Here is a 19,501-nt window from a genome sequence, read left to right on the forward strand (position 1 = left end):
CGTGGGCGTTCTGGTGGTGACGGGCACCGGCACGGAGATCGGCAAGACGATCGTGACGGCGGCCGTGGCGGCGGCGGCCGCGGGCCGCGGGGTGGCGGTGCTCAAGCCGGCCCAGACGGGCCTGGAGCCGGGCGAGCCCGGCGACGCCGCCGAGGTGGCACGGCTGGCGGGCGGCCATGTGACGGCGGTGGAGCTGGCGCGTTTCCCCGAGCCGTTGGCGCCCGCGACGGCCGCACGACGGGCCGGGATGACGCCGGTACGGCCGTACGAGATCGCCGAGGCGGCCGAGAAGCTGGCGGTCGATCACGACCTGGTGCTGGTCGAGGGGGCGGGCGGGCTGCTCGTACGGTTCGACGACGAGGGCGCGACCCTGGCCGACGCGGCCCGGCTGCTGGCCGCTCCGGTCCTGGTGGTGGCCCCGGCCGGACTGGGCACTCTGAACTCCACGGCCCTGACCTCGGAGGCGCTGCGGGCCCGCGGGCTGGACTGCCTCGGGGTGGTGATCGGCAGCATGCCGGCCGATCCCGATCTGGCGGCGCGCTGCAATGTGGCGGATCTGCCGGTCGCCGCGGGCGCGCCGCTGCTGGGTGTCGTACCGCAGGGGGCGGGGTCGCTCGCACCGGCGGACTTCCGGTTGCGGTCGAGAAGTTGGCTGGCTGAGCCGCTGGGCGGGAACCGGCCCCAGGGCTGAGGGCGGGGCGGCAGGCCCGGACGGCGCGGCAAGGCGAAGGGGCGTCGGCAAAGGCGCGGGGCTGTCGCGTCCCGCACCGCCGAAGTATCGGGGACATATTCGGCACCCCGGCACCCGCCTGCTCGAACAAGTGGTCATAATTCCTGGTCAGGTAGCCGAAGTCACCGCAGTCGGCCACGTCCTGGCGCCCGAGGCGCCAACCGACCAGAATTCGCGACGACTCATGGAGTGACATTGAGTACGACGACGTTCCGTTCCCGCCTCACCGCCCGGCTCGGACGCAGCTATCTGGCCAGGATCCAGAAGCACGGACTCGGGTCCTCCACGATGAAGCTGCTTCCCGAACAGTTGCTGATGCCGCTGCGCCGGGACGGCCTGGATCCGGTGCGGGGGCTGGCCACCGCACGGGCGACCGCACCGGTCTCCAAGGTGGCGTTGCCCTTCGGCATGGACGCCTGGGTGGTCACCGGCTACGAGGAGTCCAAGGCTGTGCTCGGCTCCGCCGAGGGCTTCAGCACCGACTTCGCCCACCTGGCGGGCAACGCGGGCATAGTCGCCGAACACAGCCCCGGTGGGCTGGGGTTCAGCGATCCACCGGTGCATACGCGGCTGCGCCGCATCCTGACCCCCGAGTTCACGATGCGCAGGCTGCGCCGCCTGGCGCCCAGGATCGACGCCATTGTCGGGGAACGCCTGGACGCGATGGCGGCCGCGCCCGGACCGGTCGACCTGGTGCACGCGTTCGCGCTGCCCGTCCCCTCCCTGACCATCTGCGAACTGCTCGGGGTGCCCTACGAGGACCGGGACGACTTCCAGCAGCTGGCGATGGACCGCTTCGACCTGTTCGCCGGCACGACGGCGCCCTTCGGGGCCATGTCCGCGTCGCTCGACTACTTCCGCGGTGTCGTCAGGGCGCAGCGCCGCAACCCCGGCGACGGCCTGCTCGGCATGATCGTGCGGGAGCACGGGGACAGCGTCGACGACGAGGAACTCGCGGGCCTCGCCGACGGCGTGCTCACCGGCGGCTTCGAGACCACGGCGAGCACGATCGCGCTCGGCTCCCTCGTGCTGCTGCGCAACCCCGACGTCCTGGCCCGGCTGCGCACGGACGACGGTGTGACGGCTCCGTTCGTGGAGGAGGTGCTGCGTTACGTCTCCGCCGTGCAGATCGCCTTCCCCCGGTTCGCCCGCGAGGACATCGAGATCGCCGGGGTGGTCATTCCGCGCGGCGACATGGTGCTCTGCTCGCTGAGCGGGGCCAACCGGGACCCCGCGTATGTCACGGACGACGGGGGCTTCGACGTGGACCGGGTCACTCCGGCCGGACACCTCGCCTTCGGGCACGGCATCCATCGCTGCATCGGCGCGGAGCTGGCCCGGATGGAGCTGCGCTCCGTCTACCCGGCCCTGGCCAGGCGGTTCCCGGACATGCGGCTCGCCGTTCCGCCGCAGGACCTCACCTTCCGCAAGCTGTCGATCGTCTACGGCATCGACTCACTGCCGGTACGTCTGCGCTGAGCTTCCCCGCCGTGGGAAGCGGAAACCGCTCGCACGAGGGAACCGCCCTCTGGTTGGCTCGCCCCATGAACGATCTCCGCATCCGCCACGCCGCCCTGCCGGACATCGATGCCGTCCTGCGGTTCTGGCGCACGGCGGCCGAGGGTACGAGCATCAGCGACGACCACGACGGGGTGGCCCGCCTCATCTCCCGCGATCCCGAGGCGCTGCTCCTCGCGGAGCGGGACGGCACGCTGGTGGGAACGGTCATCGCCGGGTTCGACGGCTGGCGGTGCTCCGCCTACCGGCTGGCCGTGCACCCGGATCACCGCCGGCAGGGCATCGCCACCGCCCTGCTGGACGCGGCGGCGCAACGGTTCGCCGCACTGGGCGGCCGGCGGGTGGATGCCATGGTCCTGGAGAGGAACGAACGCGCGCACCATGCCTGGCAGGGGGCCGGCTACCTCCGCGAGGACCACTGGCGGCGCTGGGTGAAACCGCTGTAGGAACCGGGCCCACCTCCCCACTTTGCCGATCCTTTACCATGAGGTCCCGGCGTTCACGCTCCGGAACTCCCCCTCCTGACGAAAGGTGTGAGCCACCGCCCATGGGCGAGCCTCCCAGTAGCAGAACCCGCCGACGTCGCGCGGTCAGCCAGTCCCTGCCCGATCATGGGACGGAGGTGAACCGATGACCGAAGTGCTTCTGCTGCTCGTCGCCGTACTGCTCTCCCTCGCCTGTGGCGCCTTCGTCGCGGCTGAGTTCTCCCTGACCACGGTCGAGCGCGGCCAGCTGGAGAGAGCGGTCGAGCAGGGTGAACGCGGTGCCGCGAGTGCCATGAAGGCCGTGCGCAGCCTCACCTTCCAGCTGTCCGGGGCCCAGCTCGGCATCACGGTCACCAATCTGGTCGTCGGCATGCTCTCCGAATCGTCCATCGCGAAACTGATCCGGGGACCGGTCGAGGCCGTCGGGCTGTCGGCCGGCGCGGCGTCGTCCGTGGCGCTCGTCATCGGTACCGCCCTGTCCACCGTGTTCCTGATGGTCGTCGGCGAGCTGGTCCCCAAGAACTGGGCCATCTCCTCGCCGCTCGCGGTGGCGAAGGCGGTCGCCACCCCGCAGCGGGCCTTCACGGCGGTGTTCCGGCCCTTCATCAGCCACCTCAACAACACGGCGAACCGCATCGTGCGCCGTTTCGGGCTCGAACCCGCCGAGGAGCTGGCCTCCGCGCGCAGCCCGCAGGAGCTGATGGCGCTGGCCAGGCACTCCGCCAAGCAGGGCGCCCTGGAGGCGGACACCGCCGAACTGTTCGTCCGTACCCTCAACCTGCCGGAACTCACCGCGGAGAACGTGATGACCCCCCGCGTGCAGGTCACCGCGCTGGAGGTGGACGCGACCGCCGAGGACGTCGCCAACGCGACACGGGCCACCGGGCTTTCCCGCTTCCCCGTGTACCGGGGCAGCCTCGACACCGTGGTGGGCGTCGCCCACATCAAGGACGTCCTGGCGGTCCCCGCCGAGCAGCGGCCCCGCAAGCGGGTCTCCGAGATGCTGCGCGAACCGGTGCTCGTCCCGGAGACGCTGACCGTGGACCGGCTGCTCGACCGGCTGTCCGGCAAGCTCGCGATGGCGGTCGTGATCGACGAGTACGGCGGCACGGCGGGTGTCGTGACGCTGGAGGACATCGTCGAGGAGGTCGTCGGGGAGGTACGGGACGAGCACGACCCGCACGAGACACCGGACCTGGCACCGGCCGGTGAGGACGCCGACGGACGCGTCCTGTGGTCGGCCGACGGCGCCGCACGCACCGACCAGCTGGAGCGGATCGGGCTGAGAGTGCCGGACGGCCCCTACGAGACCCTCGCCGGCCTGATCGCGACTCAGGTGGGCCGCATCCCCACGGTGGGTGACTCCATCGAGCTGGGCGGCTGGCGGCTCGACGTGGTGGACGCCTCCGGACGCCGCGCCGCGCGGGCGCTGCTGCACGCACCGCTCACCGGTGCCCACGACTCGTCGGAGGATGAGCGATGACCGTCGTACAGCTTTTCATCGGCCTGCTGACGCTCGTCGTGAACGCCTTCTTCGTCGGCGCGGAATTCGCCCTCATCTCCGTACGCCGCAGCCAGATCGAGCCGCAGGCCGAAGCGGGGAACCGGCGGGCGCGCAGCGTCATCTGGGGCCTCGAACACGTCTCGGCGCTGCTCGCGGCAGCGCAGCTCGGCATCACGCTGTGCACGCTGGTCCTCGGTATCGTCGCCGAGCCCGCCATCGCGCATCTGCTGGAGCCGGTCTTCGACACCGTGGGCGTGCCGCACGGGCTGGTCCATCCGATCTCGTTCGTGATCGCGCTGTCGGTGGCGACCTATCTGCACATGCTGCTCGGCGAAATGGTGCCGAAGAACATCGCGCTGGCCGAGCCGGTGCGCTCCGCGCTGCTGCTCGGCCCGCCGCTGGTGGCGCTGGCACGGGCGCTGCGTCCGGTGATCTTCGCGATCAACGCGTTCGCCAACGCGCTGCTGAAGCTCCTGCGGGTGGAGACGAAGGACGAGGTGTCGGCCACCTTCTCCGACGACGAGCTGGCCCGTCTGGTGAAGGACGCGGGCGATGCGGGTCTGGTCGACGACCGGGCGGCCGAGCGGCTGCACCACGCGCTGGAGCTGGGCCGCCGGCCGGTGCGGGACGTGGTGCTGCCGGTGGACCGGGTGATGTACATCCGGGTCGGGGCGACCCCCGAGGAGCTGGAGCAGCTCTCGTACGAGACGGGGTTCTCGCGCTTCCCCGTGATGGACGCGGAGCAGCGCATCCTCGGGTACCTCCATGTGAAGGACGCCCTCGACGTCACCCCGCGCGACATGCCGTTCCCGGTCAGCTCGATGCGGCCGATCGCCCGGATCCGGGCGGCCACGCCGCTCGACGACGCGCTGACCGCGCTGCGGCGCAGCCGCACGCACCTGGCGGCGGTGCTCGACGAGGACGGCCGGCTGGCGGGCATGGTGACGATGGAGGACGTTCTGCGGGAACTGGTGGGCCGCCCCCAGGCCCGCTGAATCCCGGTGGCTCCGGGCCCCTCGCCCGGAGCCACCTGTTCCCCCGGCAGGGCCGGAGGGCACCGCGATACGATCGCATCGCCATGGAAATGAATGCCACATACACCAGCCTTGTCGCGGTCGGCGACTCGTTCACCGAGGGCATGTCGGACCTGCTGCCCGACGGTTCGTACCGGGGCTGGGCCGATGTGCTCGCCTCCCGGCTCGCCGCCCGCACGCCCGGCTTCCGGTACGCCAATCTCGCGGTACGCGGCAAGCTCATCGGCCAAATCGTGGACGAGCAGGTGGACGTGGCGGCGGCCATGCGGGCCGATGTGGTGACGCTGGTCGGCGGCCTCAACGACACCCTGCGCCCCAAGTGCGACATGGGCATGGTCCGCGGGCGGCTGGAGGAGGCGGTGGAGCGCCTGGCGCCGTCGTGCAGGAAGCTGGTGCTGATGCGCAGCCCCGGGCGCAACGGCCCGGTGATGGAGCGGTTCCGGCCACGCATGGAGGAGCTTTTCGCCCTGGTCGAGGAGCTGGCCGCCCGGCATGACGCGGTCGTCGTCGACCTCTACGGCGCACCGGCCCTGGGCGACCCCCGGCTGTGGGACGTCGACCGGCTGCATCTGACCGCCGAGGGGCACCGCAGGGTGGCCGAGGCGGTCTGGCAGGCGCTGGGGCTGCCGCCGGAGAGCGACTGGCAGGCCGTACTGCCCACCGCCGTCCCGCCTCGCTGGGCCGCCCGGCGCGTGGACGATGTGCGCTTCGCCCGCCGGCATCTGCTGCCGTGGATCGGGAGGCGTCTGACGGGGCGCTCGTCGGGCGACGGCCGGGCGGGGGCGCAGTTCAGCGCCGAGCTGGGCCGGGCTTTCTGGGTCACCCCCGAGGAGGGCGGCGCCTCGGCTCCGGTGGCCTCGTGGCGCCGTCTGGACCACGGCAACGTGGACAGCGGCGAGCGGGGGGCATCGGACGCGTCGCGTTCGTAGCAATCCACAAACCAGACCGCGGCGCTGAGCTGCACGAACCGCCAGTAGAATCAGGACACGTGACTGCTGTGTCTGCGAAGCCTCGCATCCCCAATGTCCTGGCCGGCCGCTACGCCTCCACGGAGCTGGCCGTCCTCTGGTCCCCCGAGCAGAAGGTGAAGCTGGAACGTCAGCTGTGGCTGGCGGTGCTGCGCGCCCAGAAGGACCTCGGGATCGAGGTACCCGACGCCGCCCTCGCCGATTACGAGCGCGTGGTCGACCAGGTCGACCTGGCCTCGATCGCCGAGCGCGAGAAGGTCACCCGGCACGACGTGAAGGCCCGGATCGAGGAGTTCAACGCCCTCGCCGGTCATGAGCACGTCCACAAGGGCATGACCTCCCGCGACCTCACCGAGAACGTCGAGCAGCTCCAGATCCGGCTCTCCCTGGAACTGATGCGCGACCGCACGGTGGCCGTCCTGGCCCGGCTCGGGAAGCTCGCTGCCGAATACCGCGAGCTGGTCGTCGCCGGCCGCTCCCACAACGTCGCCGCCCAGGCCACGACCCTCGGCAAGCGCTTCGCGACCGCGGCCGACGAGCTGCTGGTGGCCTACGGCCGGCTCGAAGACCTGCTGGAGCGCTACCCCCTCCGCGGCATCAAGGGCCCGGTCGGCACGGCGCAGGACATGCTCGACCTGCTGGGCGGCGATGCCGGGAAGCTGGCCGAGCTCGAACAGCGCATCGCCGGCCACCTGGGCTTCGCCCAGGCCTTCACCTCGGTCGGCCAGGTCTATCCCCGCTCGCTCGACTACGACGTCGTGACCGCCCTGGTCCAGCTGGCGGCGGCGCCCTCCTCGGTCGCGAAGACCATCCGGCTGATGGCCGGCCACGAGCTGGTGACCGAGGGGTTCAAGCCGGGTCAGGTCGGCTCGTCCGCGATGCCCCACAAGATGAACACCCGCTCCTGCGAGCGCGTCAACGGCCTCATGGTCATCCTGCGCGGCTACGCGTCGATGACCGGTGAGCTGGCGGGCGACCAGTGGAACGAGGGCGACGTCTCCTGCTCGGTGGTCCGCCGGGTGGCCCTGCCGGACGCGTTCTTCGCGTTCGACGGGCTGGTGGAGACGTTCCTGACGGTGCTCGACGAATTCGGCGCCTTCCCCGCCGTCGTGGCCCGCGAGCTGGACCGCTACCTTCCCTTCCTCGCCACGACCAAGGTGCTGATGGGCGCGGTGCGCGCGGGTGTCGGCCGCGAGGTCGCCCATGAGGCCATCAAGGAGAACGCCGTCGCCTCCGCCCTGGCCATGCGTGAGCAGGGCACCGAGCGCAACGAGCTGCTGGACAAGCTCGCGGCCGACGAGCGCATCCCGCTCGACCGCGCCCAGCTCGACGAGCTGATGGCGGACAAGCTCTCCTTCACCGGTGCGGCGGGCGACCAGGTCACCGCGCTCGTCTCCCGGATCGAGGAGATCACCAAGCAGCACCCGGAGGCCGCGGGATACACCCCGGGCTCGATCCTCTGACCGTGACGACCCTCCCTTCCGGCCGATGACGCCCGAGGACCTCCAAGCTGCCCGTGACCGTGTTGTTCCCGACGTGGTCGCGGGCGGCCTGCGCGTGCTGTTCTGCGGGATCAACCCGAGCCTGACGACGGGTGCCACGGGCCACCACTTCGCTTTCCCCGGCAACCGCTTCTGGCCCGTGCTCCACCTGTCGGGTTTCACACCACGGCAGTTGCGCCCCGCCGACCAGGCCGAGCTGCTTCAGTACGGGCTGGGCATCACCAACGTCGTCGCCAGGGCCACGGCCCGAGCCGACGAACTGTCCGCCGAGGAATTCCGGGCCGGAGGACAGATCCTGACCTCCAAGGTCGAGCGGCTGCGGCCACGGTGGCTGGCCGTGGTCGGCATCACCGCCTACCGCACGGCGTTCGGCGACCGCCGTGCCCGCATCGGCCCTCAGGAGCGGACGACAGGCGGGGCCCGCGTCTGGGCGCTGCCCAACCCCAGCGGCCTCAACGCCCACTGGACCGCTCAGACCATGGCCGAGGAGTACAAACGCCTGCGGACGGCCGTGGACGAGGACGGCACCGCGTAGTCCGGGTGGCTGGATCCCGTAGTCGGCACGCGCGCTCGGTTTCTGCGGGTCAGGGCGGATCGATCTCCGTCACGAGCACGCTCAGCTCGCATCCGGAACCCTCGTCCTCCAAGTAGAGCGCCAGCGCGACCCAGCGTTCCTCCTCCGTGCGCCACATCCGCAGATACTCGCATCCCGCCACGGTGTCGGCCCACGGGGCGGGTATCTCCTCACCGGACATCATCCGCTCCTGGGCACTCCACAGGCTGATCATCTGCGGCGCACCCCAGCGGCTCCCGAGCAGCGTGACCAGCGCCTCGTGGTCCGCGAGGCACTGAGCCCGGCGCTCCAGCCGGCCGGCTTCGTCGTCTTCCCAGGCGTCGTCGTCCATGTGCAGGAACGCCGTGTGGTAGCCGGGCCCGCTGACTCCCGAACCCGATCGGACACGTTCCGCCGGAAACTCTCGGGTGCGCATCCCGTCGATGAGGCGGAGGTGATGTGCGGTGGTCATGCCGTCAGTAAACCCCTCCCCACTGACAATCGGAGCGTCGCTCCGAACTTTGAGATGATTTCAGCCACCTCGTTCCCCGGCGCGAAGGAGGCGAGGGGCGTCAATGCCCCGTCAGCGAGCGAACGGGCCGTGGAGCGGCTTCTGCCACACAGAGACGTGCGACCTGCTGGACGCGGTGAAAGGTGCCTCCTTCCAGTCGGCCCACCGCTCGGACAGCTCCAGGCCGGCGAGCTGCCCCATCAAGTCGAGTTCAGAGGGCCAGACATATCGATGGGGCGACGAGAAGGTGGAGCCCCGCCCGTCGGCGATCGTGTAGTGGTGCGAGACCTGCCACTGGTTCACCAAGTCGTATGTGTCGAAACCTACGTGCTGGTCGCCGATGTGAAAGGGCCTCGCGGTCTCACCCGGCGGCAGGCGCTGCAGTTCGGGTACGAACACCTCGATCACGAAGCGGCCCCCGGGGTCGAGGTGCCTGGCCGCGTTGCGGAAGCACGCGACCTGTTCCTCCTGTGTGAGCAGGCAGGTGATCGAGTTGTAGACCACGTAGACAAGGCCGAAGAGGCCGGGCGCCCTTGCGGTCGTCATGTCTCCGATCGTCACGGCCACGTCGTCACCGCCAGGCTTGTCGCCCAGTTCCCGAGCCATGGGTTCCGACTTCTCGATCCCCGCGACCCGAACGCCGCACGCGCTCAGAGGAAGAGCGACCCGTCCTGTTCCGACCGCGAACTCCAGAGCTGGGTTCCCACCCGCTCGGTGCTCAAGGAAGGAAACCGCGGGGCCCAGGACTTCGGGCGCGTACATGTGCGCGGACGACTCGTCGTAGCCTCGCGCCACCTGCTCGTTCCACACGTCTGCGTCCATGTCCATCTCCTTGTCCATGGCCCCGAAGGCTGCCACTCCATCGGCCGGGCGGGCGACTGGGTTTCGGCCCGCCCGTTGCCTCCGGTGATCGGTGCCGGACAGGCGAGGGCCGGGCCAGTGGGTTCGATCAAGGCGGCTGGGTGCCGCCCTATGTCGACGAGGTGGTGGAGCGATTCATGAGCGAGGCGACGGCTGGGGCCGGCGCCTCGCTCAGCACCTACCGCCGCCGCGCTGACGGTTGAGGGGCGGGATCAATGGGCCTGGGGCGGCGTCGGATCGGTCCGGTCCGGTCCGGTCGGGCAGCAACGGCTCCGTCTCCGTCCGTGGCCGTTGGGCTTCGGTCAACGGCACCCATCAGTCAGCGGTCAGCGGATCCGAAGGTATCCGCCGGACCGTGCCTAGGCGTCCCGGCGCCTCACCGCCCACCAGCCGGCGAGCAGGGCGACGGCGGCCCAGGCCGCGGTGACGGCCAGGCCCGTCCAGGGGCCGATGCTGCCCTCGGGGTGCTGGTGCAGCACCAGCTGACCGGCTCGGTCCGGCAGGTAGTCCGCGGCGCCGCCGACGACATCGCCGACCACGAACGAGACGATGAGGATGAAGGGTATGAGCGTGCTGAGAACCGCGACCGCACTCCGCAGCAGGAACGTCAGTCCGGCCGCGAACAGGGCCATGAGCGCCAGGTAGATGCCGCCCCCGAACGCTGCCCGCAGTGCCCCCGGTTCGCTCAGCCCGATCGCGTACTCCCCCATGAACAGTTGGCCCGCGGCAAACGCGCCGAAGCTGGTGACGAGCCCGACGGCCAGCGCGGCCGCGCCGACCAGGGACACCTTGGCCACGTAGAAGAGGGTGCGGCGCGGGACCGCCGCTAGCGACATGCGCAACGCGCCGTTCGCGTATTCGGTCGAGATCGCCGTCGCACCGAAGCTGATGGCGGCGATCTGGCCGAAGTTCAGGGCGTAGAAGGCACCGAAGAGGAGCTCGGCATCGGCACCGTCCGCCTCTGCCCGGCCGACGGTGGCAGCGGTGAGAATCGTGACCGCAATCGTCACGAGCAGGACAGCCGCCAGCGATCCGAATACGGACCGCACCGACCTGATCTTGATCCATTCCGAGCGCAGAACAGCGGTGGCCGACATGGTCAGGCCTCCTGACCGTTGGTTGACGAAGACAGCGCTGGGGTCCGGGCGGCGGACGCGAATTCCGTGGTGTCGGCGGTGAGGGCCAGATAGGCCTGCTCCAGCGTGGGCCGCTCATCTGTGAGCTCCACGACCGGGATGCCTTCCCTCGCGGCCATCGCTCCTATTTCCTCGGCCGTCACCTCGTCGACAGTCCAACGGGCGTCCTCGCTCTGCGCGGCTCGGTATCCCTCGCGGCGCAGCAGCGCACCGAGCCGAGCGGATTCGGTCGTGCGGATCCGCACCCGGGTCCTGCCACGGGAGTCCAGGAACTCCCGCATCGGGAGATCGGCGAGCAGCCGGCCCCTGCCCAGAACGATCAGATGGTCGGCGAACGAGGATGTCTCGTTCATCAGATGGCTGGAGACCAGCACCGTGCGGCCCTCACGGGCGAGTCGCTTCAGCAGCTCGCGGATCCACACGATGCCTTCGGGATCCAGCCCATTCGACGGTTCGTCCAGCATGATGACTTCCGGGTCCCCGAGCAGAGCGGTCGCTATGCCCAGGCGCTGGCGCATCCCGAGGGAGAACGTCTTGATCCGGCGACCGCCCACCTTGCCGAGACCCGTCTCCTCCAACACCTCCTCGACCCTGGTCGCGCCCAGGCCGTTGCTCGCGGCAAGGGCCAGCAGGTGGTTGCGCGCAGTCCGCGCGCCGTGGGCGGCTTGCGGATCGAGCAGGGCTCCGACGCGTCGCAGCGGGTCGGTCAGAGCCGCGTACGGCTGTCCGCCGATCGTCGCCGTTCCGCTCGTGGGGCGGTCCAGGCCGAGCACCAGCCGCATGGTGGTGGATTTCCCGGCGCCGTTGGGGCCGAGGAAGCCGGTCACACGGCCGGGCCGTACCTGGAAGGCAAGGCGGTCCACAGCGCGGGTCGCGCCGTAGTCCTTGGTGAGCTCGTGGACATCGATGCTGGTCATGTCCTCAGCTTCGCCGCCGTGGCCGGCCCGGCTCCTCCCCCACGCGTGTGGATCATCTCCCTCGCTCGGGGGAGTTGCCCTGCCGGCCCCACTGGCACGATGGGCGGCATGTACCAGTTCCTTCGCCCGCTGACCGCCTCGGTCACCTACACCCGCTGGCTGCACCTGCTCATGCCCGGTGCCGTCGTGAGCGTGTGGCTGTTCATCTCGATGGACACGCCTTGGGTGCCGCTGGTTCTGGCGGCGATGGTCGGCCTGATACCGGGCATGCGCCTCGCGGAGGGTCTCCAGGCTCAGCTGCTGCTCACCCCCGCGGAGCGCGGTGACCCGGCCGCCACCATCTCGGTGGCGCCGTCGGATTCATGGTCGGAGCGCTGGAGAACCGCGCTCTGGCTCGAAGTACGGCTGCTCGGTGCGGGGCTCGCCGGGCTGGCCACCGTGTTGTTGTCGACGACGGCCGTCGACCTCGTCCGGTCCTCGTTCGGTTCGGCGCCTACCGAGCAGGGGTTCGCCACCGGGCTGGGGACGCATTGGTGGGCTGCCATCCTGTCGCCCGTGCCCGTCGTGATGCTGTTCGCCGTGGTGGTGAGCTGTGGCGAGATGATCACCGCGGCGGCGCGGTGGTTGCTGGGACCGACGCCGGTACAGCGGCTGACCGCGCTGGAGGAGCGCACCGAACAGCTCCTGGAGCGCAATCGGATCGCACGCGAGCTGCACGACTCGATCGGACACGCCCTGACCGTCGCCGTGGTGCAGGCGGGCGCGGCGCGGGCGACGCACGACCCGGACTTCACGGACCGGGCCCTGGCGGCGATCGAGGAGACGGGACGGAACGCCCTGGAGGACCTGGAGAGGGTGCTGAGGGTACTGCGCGAGGCTGATGCGCCGCCGGGGCAGCGGCCCTCGCTGATCGAGGCCGACCGTCTGCTGGACTCGGCGCGGGGGTCGGGGGCGAAGGTCGACGCGAAGGTGACCGGGGCACTGGAGCAGGTGCCGGGGCCGGTGTCCCGGGAGGGGTATCGCATCCTTCAGGAGTCCCTCACCAACGTCCTGCGGCACTCGGGGGCCGTCCCGGTCCGCGTCCGCATCCGGGTCGCGGGCGGCCGGCTGGAGCTGGAGGTGAGCAATCCGCTCACGGGCGCGGCCGGTGCTCCGGGCAGCGGGAGCGGGCTGCGGGGCATCCGGGAGCGAGCGGCTCTCCTGGGCGGAAAGGCCAGGACAGGTCCGTCCGACGGGGAATGGAGGGTGCAGGCGAGCCTTCCGCTGTACGGAATAGGCTGACGTGATGCCGGTAACCGTTCTTCTGGTCGACGACGAGCCCCTGGTCCGCACGGGGCTGCGGGCAGTCCTGGAGGCCCAGCCCGATATCGAGGTGGTGGGTGAGGCGGGTGACGGCGCCGCGGTCATCCCCCTGGTGAGGCAGCTGCGACCCGATGTGGTGGCGATGGATGTCCGCATGCCGCTCATGGACGGCATAGAGGCCACCAGGGTGGTGCTGCGCACCGTGCCCGAGCCTCCGAAGATCCTGGTGGTGACGACATTCGAGAACGACGAGTACGTCTACGAGGCGCTGCGCGCGGGGGCGGACGGGTTCCTCCTCAAGCGGGCCCGGCCGGCCGAGATCGTCCACGCCGTACGGCTGGTGGCGGAGGGGGAGTCTCTGCTGTTTCCGGCGGCGGTCCGGCGGCTCGCCGCCGAATACGGCACGAACAAGGCGCGCGAGCTGCTGAGGCGGGCCTCGCTCACCGAGCGTGAGGCCACGGTGCTGCGGCTGATGGCCCGGGGCCTGACCAATGCCGAAATCGCCGACAAACTCGTGGTGGGGGTGGAGACGGTGAAGTCTCATGTCAGCGCCGTGCTCGCGAAGTTGGGCGCGCGTGACCGCACCCAGGCGGTGATCGCCGCCTATGAGTCCGGGTTCGTCTCTCCCGGTTGATCCCGGCCTTCGGGAACGGCATCGCCGCCCACGGTCGCCCTACCCCTGAGCAGCGAGTACGATCCGCCTGACATGCGCACGAGCTGGGAGGACACACCGTGGGCCGGCTGACCGGTGGGGACCCGTCGCTGTTGCGTCGGATCAATTCCGCGGTGGTACTGCATGCCCTCAGGGGTGCGTCCTCCTCGACCCTGACGGACCTGACCCGCATCACGGGGCTGTCCCGTCCGACGGTCGAGGGCGTCGTGGAGGGGCTCTTCGAAGCGGGGCTGGTGGTCGAGTGCGCTCCCGACGGGCCCGAGGCGCGCCGCCAGGGACGTCCGGCGCGGCGGTTCCGGTTCCGGGCCGAGGCGGGGTACCTGCTGGGCATCGAGATCGGCCCGCATCGTGTGTCGGCCCTCCTGTCGGGGCTGGACGGCCGCATCATCGGCGCCGGTTCCCGGGAGGTGTCGGAGACGGCGAGTGCCGACGACCGCCTCGACCGGGTACGGGCGGTGGTCGCAGACGTCCTGCGGCGCACCGGCGTGGCCCGCAGCAGCCTGCGGGCGGTGGGGGTGGGCAGTCCGGGCATCGTGGAGGCCGACGGCACCGTCCGGCTGGGTACCGCGCTGCCGGACTGGACGGGCCTGGCCCTGGGCGAGCGGCTGAGGCGTTCCTTCCGCTGCCCCGTTCTCGTGGAGAACGACGCCAACGCGGCTGCCGTCGCCGAGCACTGGAAGGGTGCGGCCACGGAGTCCGACGACATCGTGTTCGTGCTGGCGGGGCTGAGCCCGGGAGCGGGTTCCCTGATCGGGGGGCGGCTGCACCGCGGGTTCGGGGGCGCGGCCGGGGAGATCGGTGCGCTGCACCTGCTGGGCCGGGACGTCACGCCGGAGCACCTGCTGTCGACGACGGACACCCCGCTGGACCCGCTGGACGAGCACGCCGTCGCGGCGGTGTTCGCGAAGGCGCGGCACGGTGACGAGCAGGCTCAGGCCGCGGTGGAGCGGTTCATTCAGCGGCTGGTCCACGACGTGGCGGCGCTGGTGCTGGCGCTCGATCCCGAGCTGGTGGTGATCGGGGGCTGGGCCGCCGGCCTGGACGGGGTCCTGGACCCGCTCCGCGGTGAGCTGGCCCGCTACTGTCTGCGGCCCCCTCGGGTGGCCCTCTCGCTCCTCGGCGAGGCCGCGGTGGCGACCGGTGCGCTGCGGCTCGCGCTCGACCACGTCGAGGAGGAGCTCTTCGCCGTGGAGGGAACGGTCACGGCCCGCCGCTGAGTGCGACGGGCCGGGTGGTGCGTGCTGTGGGATATGCGGTCCGGCGCCGGACGGCTGGTCCGGTGACGGTGGGCGTCAGGAGGCCACGCGCTCCTCGGCGGAGTGGCTGATCTCCAGGTCGCCGGAGTCGCCGAAGGTGAGCCGGCAGGTGTCCGCCCGGTATGTGGCGACCGATACGGCGGCGGTGCCGCCCGCGGCGAGGTAGCGGGTGGTGACCACGAGGACGGGGGCGCCGGGAAGCCGGTCGAGCTCCTTGGCGTCGTCGGCGCGGGCGGAACCCAGCTCGACGGAGCGGTCCTGGCCGTCGAGGCCGAGCCGGTGCAGTTCGCGTACGACATTGCGGGCCCTGGCCGCGCCGGACGGGGCGTCTATGCCGGACAGCTCCGGCACGGAGGACGACGGCACGTACAGCAGCTCCGCCGCGACCACCTGGCCGTGGCTCAGCCGGATGCGGCGGACGATGTGCAGGGGCTCCTCGCCACCCACGTTCAGCGTCGCGGCGATCGCGGCCGGGGCGGGAGCGCTCTCGCAGTCCACCGACTGCCAGGCCTCGTCGGCCTCGCCGCCGGTCCAGTCGTGCCGGCCCGTCGACACCGCGACGCCCACGCGCGGCGGGGCGACCGTGGTGCCGACGCCGCGGCGGCGGTGCAGCCTGCCTTCGAGTTCGAGTTGCTCCAGAGCCTGCCGGAGCGTTGCCCTGGCGACACCGAACCGGGCGGCGAGCTCGCGCTCGTTGGGGAGGATCTCCCCCACCGCAAAGTCCGAGTCGAGTGCCTCACTGAGCACGGTCTTGAGGTGCCAGTACTTCGGCTCCTGCACCGTTTCCAGCTGCGTGGTCCCCACCCTGTCCTCCGCAATCGCCCAGCGGCTTTTCCGCGACGTTATTTATTAAAGGTTCCTGTCTTAACGTTGGAACCTTAGGACGGCACACCCCCTTGGTCAAGACCAATCCTGCGTCTGTGACGCTGTGAATAGGGGGTCTGCCGCAGAGCGTTCACAGGACGTTCGCGGACCGGAGAACCGCGCGTAGCACAAAGCCCCACGTCGGGGCGGGTGCGTGGGGTTACTGAACAGTTCTGATTCGAATGGCTGGAATCGACCGAATCGGCTGAAAGAGGTCAGGGGGCGGTCCGCGTCGCGGAGCGGCGGCCGACAGTGGGAGCGGGAGAGGCCCCGGAGCGCCGAGATGCGCGGCCCCGGCGGACGGGGGCCCACAGGGGCGTGCTCGCGGCGTGCGACCTCTTGAACTGGAAGCTACCTGGCGGTAATTGTTGTTGACGCCACGTCTAAGCCGCTCGCGGGCACGGCTCCCCGTGTCGCGACCGCAACCCCCGGGGGCACTGCCATGACCAGCACGGTCTCGTTCAGCATCGAGTCGCCCCAAGGGCCCCGGACCGTGTCCGTGGCGTACGAACGGACCGGCTCCGGGGAGCCGTTGCTGCTCCTGCACGGCATCGGTCACCACCGTCAGGCCTGGGACCCGGTGGCGTCGATCCTGGCCGTGGAGCGGGAGGTGATAGCCGTCGACCTGCCCGGTTTCGGGGCCTCCCCGGCGCTGCCCGACGGCGTTCCGTACGATCTCGCGACCGTGGCGCCGCTGCTCGGAGCCTTCTGCGCGACGCTCGATGTGGACCGCCCCCATGTGGCGGGCAACTCCCTCGGCGGGCTGCTGGCGCTGGAGATGGGGCGTCGCGATCTCGCCCGTTCGGTGACCGCGCTCTCGCCCGCGGGGTTCTGGAGCGAGCGCGAGCGCGTCTACGCGTTCGGGACCCTGCGCGCCATGCGGCTGGCCGCACAGTCGATGCCGCTGCCCCTGATCGAGCGGCTCTCCCGCACGGCGGCCGGTCGCACGGCGCTGACCAGCACCATCTACGCCCGGCCCGGTCGCCGTTCGCCAGAGGCGGCGGTCTCCGAGACCCTGGCGCTGCGCGAGGCGACCGGCTTCCACCAGACCCTGGCCGTCGGCCGCGGCGTGCGGTTCACCGCCGACCTGCCCGGACTACCGGTCACCATCGCCTGGGGCGGCCGCGACCGGCTCCTCCTGCGACGCCAGGGAATCAGGGCGAAGCACAGCATTCCCGGCGCACGGCTCGTCCGGCTGCCCGGCTGCGGCCACGTCCCGATGAACGACGACCCCGCGCTCGTGGCCCGGGTGATCCTCGACACCAGCCGCTGAAGCCGCCTCCCGTTCCCCGCCGCGCCGCCCCAGCACGCCCGACCCGATCGCCACACCGAGCCCGACCAGGCAGGAGCCGGCTGCCTGGGCGACACCGTAGGAACCGGTTCCCACCAGCGGGGCGGTGAGTGCGGCGGAGACCGGGATCAGGCCGGAGAAGAGCGTGGCGCGCTCGGCGCCGATGCGCTGCATCCCCATGTACCAGCAGACGAAACCGATGACGGTCACCACGGCCGCCTGCCAGATCAGCGCCGCCGCCTCGGCTCCGGTCGGCACCCGCAGGAAGCCGCCGCCGTCCAGCACCAGCCCCAGGACCGCCGACTCGGCCGCGGCGATCACGCAGACCGTCGCGGACAACAGCTTCGGGCCCAGCGGGCGCAGCACCGGCACCGCGAGTACGGCGAAGCCCACCTCACCGGCGAGCGCGCCCACGGAGCACAGGATGCCCGCCAGGTCCGTACGCCCCCAGCCCTGGACCGTAAAGGCACCCGCTGCGACCAGGGCAGCCGCGTACAGCACGGCACGAGTGGGACGGCGGCCGTCGAGCAGCGGCACGAGCACCGCCACGAGAATCGGCGCGCAGCCGACGAAGACACCCGGAACCGCTGGTTCGGCAGAGCGTTCGGCGGCCAGCACGGCGAGGTTGAAGCCGACCATGCCGACCGCCGCGAGCAGCGCGAGCCGCCTCCACTGGCGCCCCGAGAGCGCGCGCAGCGTGGCGGCGGGCCTCGGCTCCCCCTCACGGCGGAGCAGGGGCAGGAGAAGCAGCGCCGCGAGGCCGTAGCGCAGCGCCTGGCCTCCCGCGTACGGGTAGTCGCCAAGGACGCTGTTGGCGGTGAAGGAGGCGCCGACGAGGAGGCAGGCGACGGCGGCCGAGAGAGCCCCGCGCACATAGGTCACGTTCATGGCACCGACGCTAGGGAGCCGGGCGGCCCGGTTTAAGGTCCACTTTCATGACGTCTTCGGGGACCAATACGCGCTCAGAGGCCGACGGCCAAGGCCGGGAACCGGTTTCCACGGCCTGGGAGTTGCTGTTGCCGGTGGCATCCGCTCCGGCCCGGGGCCGTGGCCGGGCGCTCCAGTCGGCCCTGCGCGAGGCGGTCCGTTCCGGCCGTCTGGCACCGGGGACCCGGCTGCCGTCCAGCCGTGAGCTGGCCGCCGATCTGCGTGTCTCGCGCGGCCTGGTGACCGAGGCGTACGAACAGCTGACCGCCGAAAGCTATCTGCGCAGCGGGCGTGGGGCCGGGACCTGGGTGAGCGGGTCCGCGCGGGCGGCGGCGGGCGGCGCGCGGGACCTCGCCCCGCGCGCCCTCGGCGTCCGCGTCGACTTCCGGCCGGGCACACCGGATCTCTCCCTCTTCCCGCGCAGTGCCTGGGCGGCAGCCCACCGCTCGGTGCTCGGCCGGCTGCCGCACCGCGCTCTCGGCTATCCGGACCCGCGCGGTCTGCCGGAGCTGCGCAACGCCCTCGCGGCCCTGCTGACCCGGCGGCGTGGGGTCGTCGCCGATCCCGAACGGCTCCTGATCTGTTCCGGGGTGGCTCAGGCGACGACGCTGCTCGGGTTCGTCCTGCACGGGCGCGGCATGCGCACGGTGGGCGTGGAGGACCCGGGGAGCCCGGAGCACGCGGCGCTCTTCGCGTCCGCCGGTATGGCGACCGCCCCGGTGCCGCTCGACGACGAGGGCCTGGCCGTGGAGCCGCTGGTGCGCTCCGGTGTGCGCGCCGTGGTCACGACCCCGGCCCATCAGTTCCCGACCGGAGTGGCCTACTCCGCCGCTCGGCGCAGCCGGCTCCTGGAGTGGGCGCGCGAGGCGGACGGGCTGGTGGTGGAGGACGACTACGACGGTGACTTCCGCTACGACCGCGCTCCCGTCGGCGCCCTTCAGGGGCTCGACCCCGAGCGCGTCGCCTACACGGGCTCGGTGAGCAAGTCGCTGGCACCCGGGCTGCGGCTGGGCTGGCTGATCGCGCCCGCCGACATGACCGGCGAACTCGTCGACCGGAAGCGGACGATGGACCTCGGCAACCCGGCTCTCGACCAGGCGGTTCTCGCCGGTTTCGTGACGAGCGGGGGCTACGACCGCCAGCTGAGGCGCTGCCAGCGCGCCTACCGCGAGCGGCGGGACGTACTGACGCGGGCGCTGGCCGAGCACTTTCCCGGCACCGAGGTGAGCGGCATCGCGGCGGGCCTGCACATCATCGCCCGGCTGCCCGAACGGTGGGGACCGGAGGAGGAGTTCGCCGCCCGCGCGGCCGATGCCGGGATCGCCGTACGCCTGTTGCGCGACTACGGGACGCGGCGGCCTGCGGACGGCTGCGTACGCCTGGTACTCGGCTACGCCCACCTGGCTCCGGCGGACATCCTCCGCGGGGTGCGCACACTGGCCGCCTGCCCCCGGCAGAACCCCTGTTGA

The 19,501-nt window shown here is 71.4% G+C and carries 18 protein-coding genes and 1 pseudogene; 13 read left to right on the forward strand and 6 right to left on the reverse strand.

Annotated elements, in window-relative coordinates; translation table 11 throughout:
• Window position 1: 1 nt before the first annotated feature.
• The 8 genes from bioD (at window position 2) to mug (ending at window position 8,276) form a co-directional block, all read left to right on the forward strand.
• A complete protein-coding gene (gene bioD, locus P8A18_RS02895; protein ID WP_306051483.1) occupies window positions 2–691 on the forward strand; it encodes a dethiobiotin synthase in 690 nt (229 codons plus the stop codon).
• Between the two features lie 234 nt (window positions 692–925).
• Window positions 926–2,209, forward strand: coding sequence for a cytochrome P450 (locus P8A18_RS02900; RefSeq protein ID WP_306051485.1), 1,284 nt, complete (start codon window positions 926–928; stop codon window positions 2,207–2,209).
• A gap of 65 nt (window positions 2,210–2,274) precedes the next feature.
• Window positions 2,275–2,694: a GNAT family N-acetyltransferase gene (locus P8A18_RS02905; RefSeq protein WP_306051487.1), complete on the forward strand. Its 420-nt coding sequence runs from the start codon at window positions 2,275–2,277 to the stop codon at window positions 2,692–2,694.
• Between the two features lie 184 nt (window positions 2,695–2,878).
• Entirely contained in the window at window positions 2,879–4,216 is a 1,338-nt protein-coding gene (locus tag P8A18_RS02910; RefSeq protein ID WP_306051489.1) for a hemolysin family protein, read from the forward strand.
• A complete protein-coding gene (locus P8A18_RS02915; protein WP_306051491.1) occupies window positions 4,213–5,232 on the forward strand; it encodes a hemolysin family protein in 1,020 nt (339 codons plus the stop codon). The genes P8A18_RS02910 and P8A18_RS02915 overlap by 4 nt, the downstream gene beginning before the upstream one ends.
• A gap of 83 nt (window positions 5,233–5,315) precedes the next feature.
• Window positions 5,316–6,200 (forward strand): SGNH/GDSL hydrolase family protein, encoded by an 885-nt coding sequence (locus P8A18_RS02920; RefSeq protein WP_306051492.1) that lies wholly within the window; start codon window positions 5,316–5,318, stop codon window positions 6,198–6,200.
• Window positions 6,201–6,259: 59 nt separating this feature from the next.
• Window positions 6,260–7,702, forward strand: coding sequence for an adenylosuccinate lyase (gene purB / locus P8A18_RS02925; protein WP_306051494.1), 1,443 nt, complete (start codon window positions 6,260–6,262; stop codon window positions 7,700–7,702).
• Window positions 7,703–7,727: 25 nt separating this feature from the next.
• Window positions 7,728–8,276, forward strand: a complete 549-nt coding sequence (mug, locus tag P8A18_RS02930) for a G/U mismatch-specific DNA glycosylase (RefSeq protein WP_306051496.1) — start codon at window positions 7,728–7,730, stop codon at window positions 8,274–8,276.
• A 49-nt stretch (window positions 8,277–8,325) separates the two neighbouring features.
• Here mug and P8A18_RS02935 read toward each other — a convergent pair whose 3' ends face one another.
• The 4 genes from P8A18_RS02935 to P8A18_RS02950 all read right to left on the reverse strand — a co-directional run bounded on the left by P8A18_RS02935 (window position 8,326) and on the right by P8A18_RS02950 (window position 11,719).
• The gene (locus tag P8A18_RS02935; RefSeq protein WP_306051498.1) at window positions 8,326–8,766 is read right to left on the reverse strand and encodes a hypothetical protein; all 441 of its coding nucleotides are present in this window, start codon (window positions 8,764–8,766) and stop codon (window positions 8,326–8,328) included.
• Between the two features lie 111 nt (window positions 8,767–8,877).
• Window positions 8,878–9,627, reverse strand: coding sequence for a methyltransferase domain-containing protein (locus P8A18_RS02940; protein ID WP_306051500.1), 750 nt, complete (start codon window positions 9,625–9,627; stop codon window positions 8,878–8,880).
• Between the two features lie 398 nt (window positions 9,628–10,025).
• Window positions 10,026–10,763 carry an ABC transporter permease gene (locus P8A18_RS02945; protein WP_306051501.1) on the reverse strand — a complete coding sequence of 246 codons (738 nt, stop codon included), beginning with the start codon at window positions 10,761–10,763 and terminating at the stop codon, window positions 10,026–10,028.
• Between the two features lie 2 nt (window positions 10,764–10,765).
• Window positions 10,766–11,719: an ABC transporter ATP-binding protein gene (locus P8A18_RS02950; RefSeq protein ID WP_306051503.1), complete on the reverse strand. Its 954-nt coding sequence runs from the start codon at window positions 11,717–11,719 to the stop codon at window positions 10,766–10,768.
• Window positions 11,720–11,827: 108 nt separating this feature from the next.
• Here P8A18_RS02950 and P8A18_RS02955 point away from each other — a divergent pair, with 108 nt between their 5' ends.
• The 3 genes from P8A18_RS02955 to P8A18_RS02965 all read left to right on the forward strand — a co-directional run bounded on the left by P8A18_RS02955 (window position 11,828) and on the right by P8A18_RS02965 (window position 14,911).
• Entirely contained in the window at window positions 11,828–13,000 is a 1,173-nt protein-coding gene (locus P8A18_RS02955) for a sensor histidine kinase (protein ID WP_306051505.1), read from the forward strand.
• Between the two features lie 4 nt (window positions 13,001–13,004).
• Entirely contained in the window at window positions 13,005–13,655 is a 651-nt protein-coding gene (locus P8A18_RS02960) for a response regulator transcription factor (protein WP_306051507.1), read from the forward strand.
• Between the two features lie 98 nt (window positions 13,656–13,753).
• On the forward strand, window positions 13,754–14,911 hold the full coding sequence (locus P8A18_RS02965; protein WP_306051509.1) for an ROK family transcriptional regulator: 1,158 nt from the start codon (window positions 13,754–13,756) through the stop codon (window positions 14,909–14,911).
• Between the two features lie 75 nt (window positions 14,912–14,986).
• Here the strand turns inward: P8A18_RS02965 and P8A18_RS02970 are convergent, their stop codons facing one another.
• Complete coding sequence (locus P8A18_RS02970) at window positions 14,987–15,754, reverse strand: GntR family transcriptional regulator (RefSeq protein WP_018555213.1); 768 nt, start codon at window positions 15,752–15,754, stop codon at window positions 14,987–14,989.
• Between the two features lie 502 nt (window positions 15,755–16,256).
• On the opposite strand from P8A18_RS02970, the gene P8A18_RS02975 reads away from it, so the two are divergent.
• Window positions 16,257–17,087 (forward strand): alpha/beta fold hydrolase, encoded by an 831-nt coding sequence (locus P8A18_RS02975; RefSeq protein ID WP_306051511.1) that lies wholly within the window; start codon window positions 16,257–16,259, stop codon window positions 17,085–17,087.
• 57 nt (window positions 17,088–17,144) lie between these two features.
• On the opposite strand, the pseudogene P8A18_RS02980 reads toward P8A18_RS02975, so the two are convergent.
• A pseudogene (locus P8A18_RS02980) lies at window positions 17,145–17,993 on the reverse strand (DMT family transporter); the annotation flags it as partial.
• Window positions 17,994–18,040: 47 nt separating this feature from the next.
• Between P8A18_RS02980 and pdxR the strand changes: the two are divergent.
• Window positions 18,041–19,501 carry a MocR-like pyridoxine biosynthesis transcription factor PdxR gene (gene pdxR, locus P8A18_RS02985; RefSeq protein WP_306051514.1) on the forward strand — a complete coding sequence of 487 codons (1,461 nt, stop codon included), beginning with the start codon at window positions 18,041–18,043 and terminating at the stop codon, window positions 19,499–19,501.

Source organism: Streptomyces sp. Mut1 (assembly GCF_030719295.1).
GTDB lineage: Bacteria > Actinomycetota > Actinomycetes > Streptomycetales > Streptomycetaceae > Streptomyces > Streptomyces castrisilvae.

Excerpts from the sequence above, each read along its gene's own strand:
- P8A18_RS02905 (WP_306051487.1), top strand. The coding sequence starts at position 2,275 with ATGAACGATCTCCGCATCCGCCACGCCGCCCTGCCGGACATCGATGCC.
- P8A18_RS02910 (WP_306051489.1), top strand. The coding sequence starts at position 2,879 with ATGACCGAAGTGCTTCTGCTGCTCGTCGCCGTACTGCTCTCCCTCGCC.
- P8A18_RS02915 (WP_306051491.1), top strand. The coding sequence starts at position 4,213 with ATGACCGTCGTACAGCTTTTCATCGGCCTGCTGACGCTCGTCGTGAAC.
- P8A18_RS02920 (WP_306051492.1), top strand. The coding sequence starts at position 5,316 with ATGGAAATGAATGCCACATACACCAGCCTTGTCGCGGTCGGCGACTCG.
- mug (WP_306051496.1), top strand. The coding sequence starts at position 7,728 with ATGACGCCCGAGGACCTCCAAGCTGCCCGTGACCGTGTTGTTCCCGAC.
- P8A18_RS02935 (WP_306051498.1), bottom strand. The coding sequence starts at position 8,766 with ATGACCACCGCACATCACCTCCGCCTCATCGACGGGATGCGCACCCGA.
- P8A18_RS02940 (WP_306051500.1), bottom strand. The coding sequence starts at position 9,627 with ATGGACGCAGACGTGTGGAACGAGCAGGTGGCGCGAGGCTACGACGAG.
- P8A18_RS02945 (WP_306051501.1), bottom strand. The coding sequence starts at position 10,763 with ATGTCGGCCACCGCTGTTCTGCGCTCGGAATGGATCAAGATCAGGTCG.
- P8A18_RS02950 (WP_306051503.1), bottom strand. The coding sequence starts at position 11,719 with ATGACCAGCATCGATGTCCACGAGCTCACCAAGGACTACGGCGCGACC.
- P8A18_RS02955 (WP_306051505.1), top strand. The coding sequence starts at position 11,828 with ATGTACCAGTTCCTTCGCCCGCTGACCGCCTCGGTCACCTACACCCGC.
- P8A18_RS02960 (WP_306051507.1), top strand. The coding sequence starts at position 13,005 with ATGCCGGTAACCGTTCTTCTGGTCGACGACGAGCCCCTGGTCCGCACG.
- P8A18_RS02975 (WP_306051511.1), top strand. The coding sequence starts at position 16,257 with ATGACCAGCACGGTCTCGTTCAGCATCGAGTCGCCCCAAGGGCCCCGG.
- pdxR (WP_306051514.1), top strand. The coding sequence starts at position 18,041 with ATGACGTCTTCGGGGACCAATACGCGCTCAGAGGCCGACGGCCAAGGC.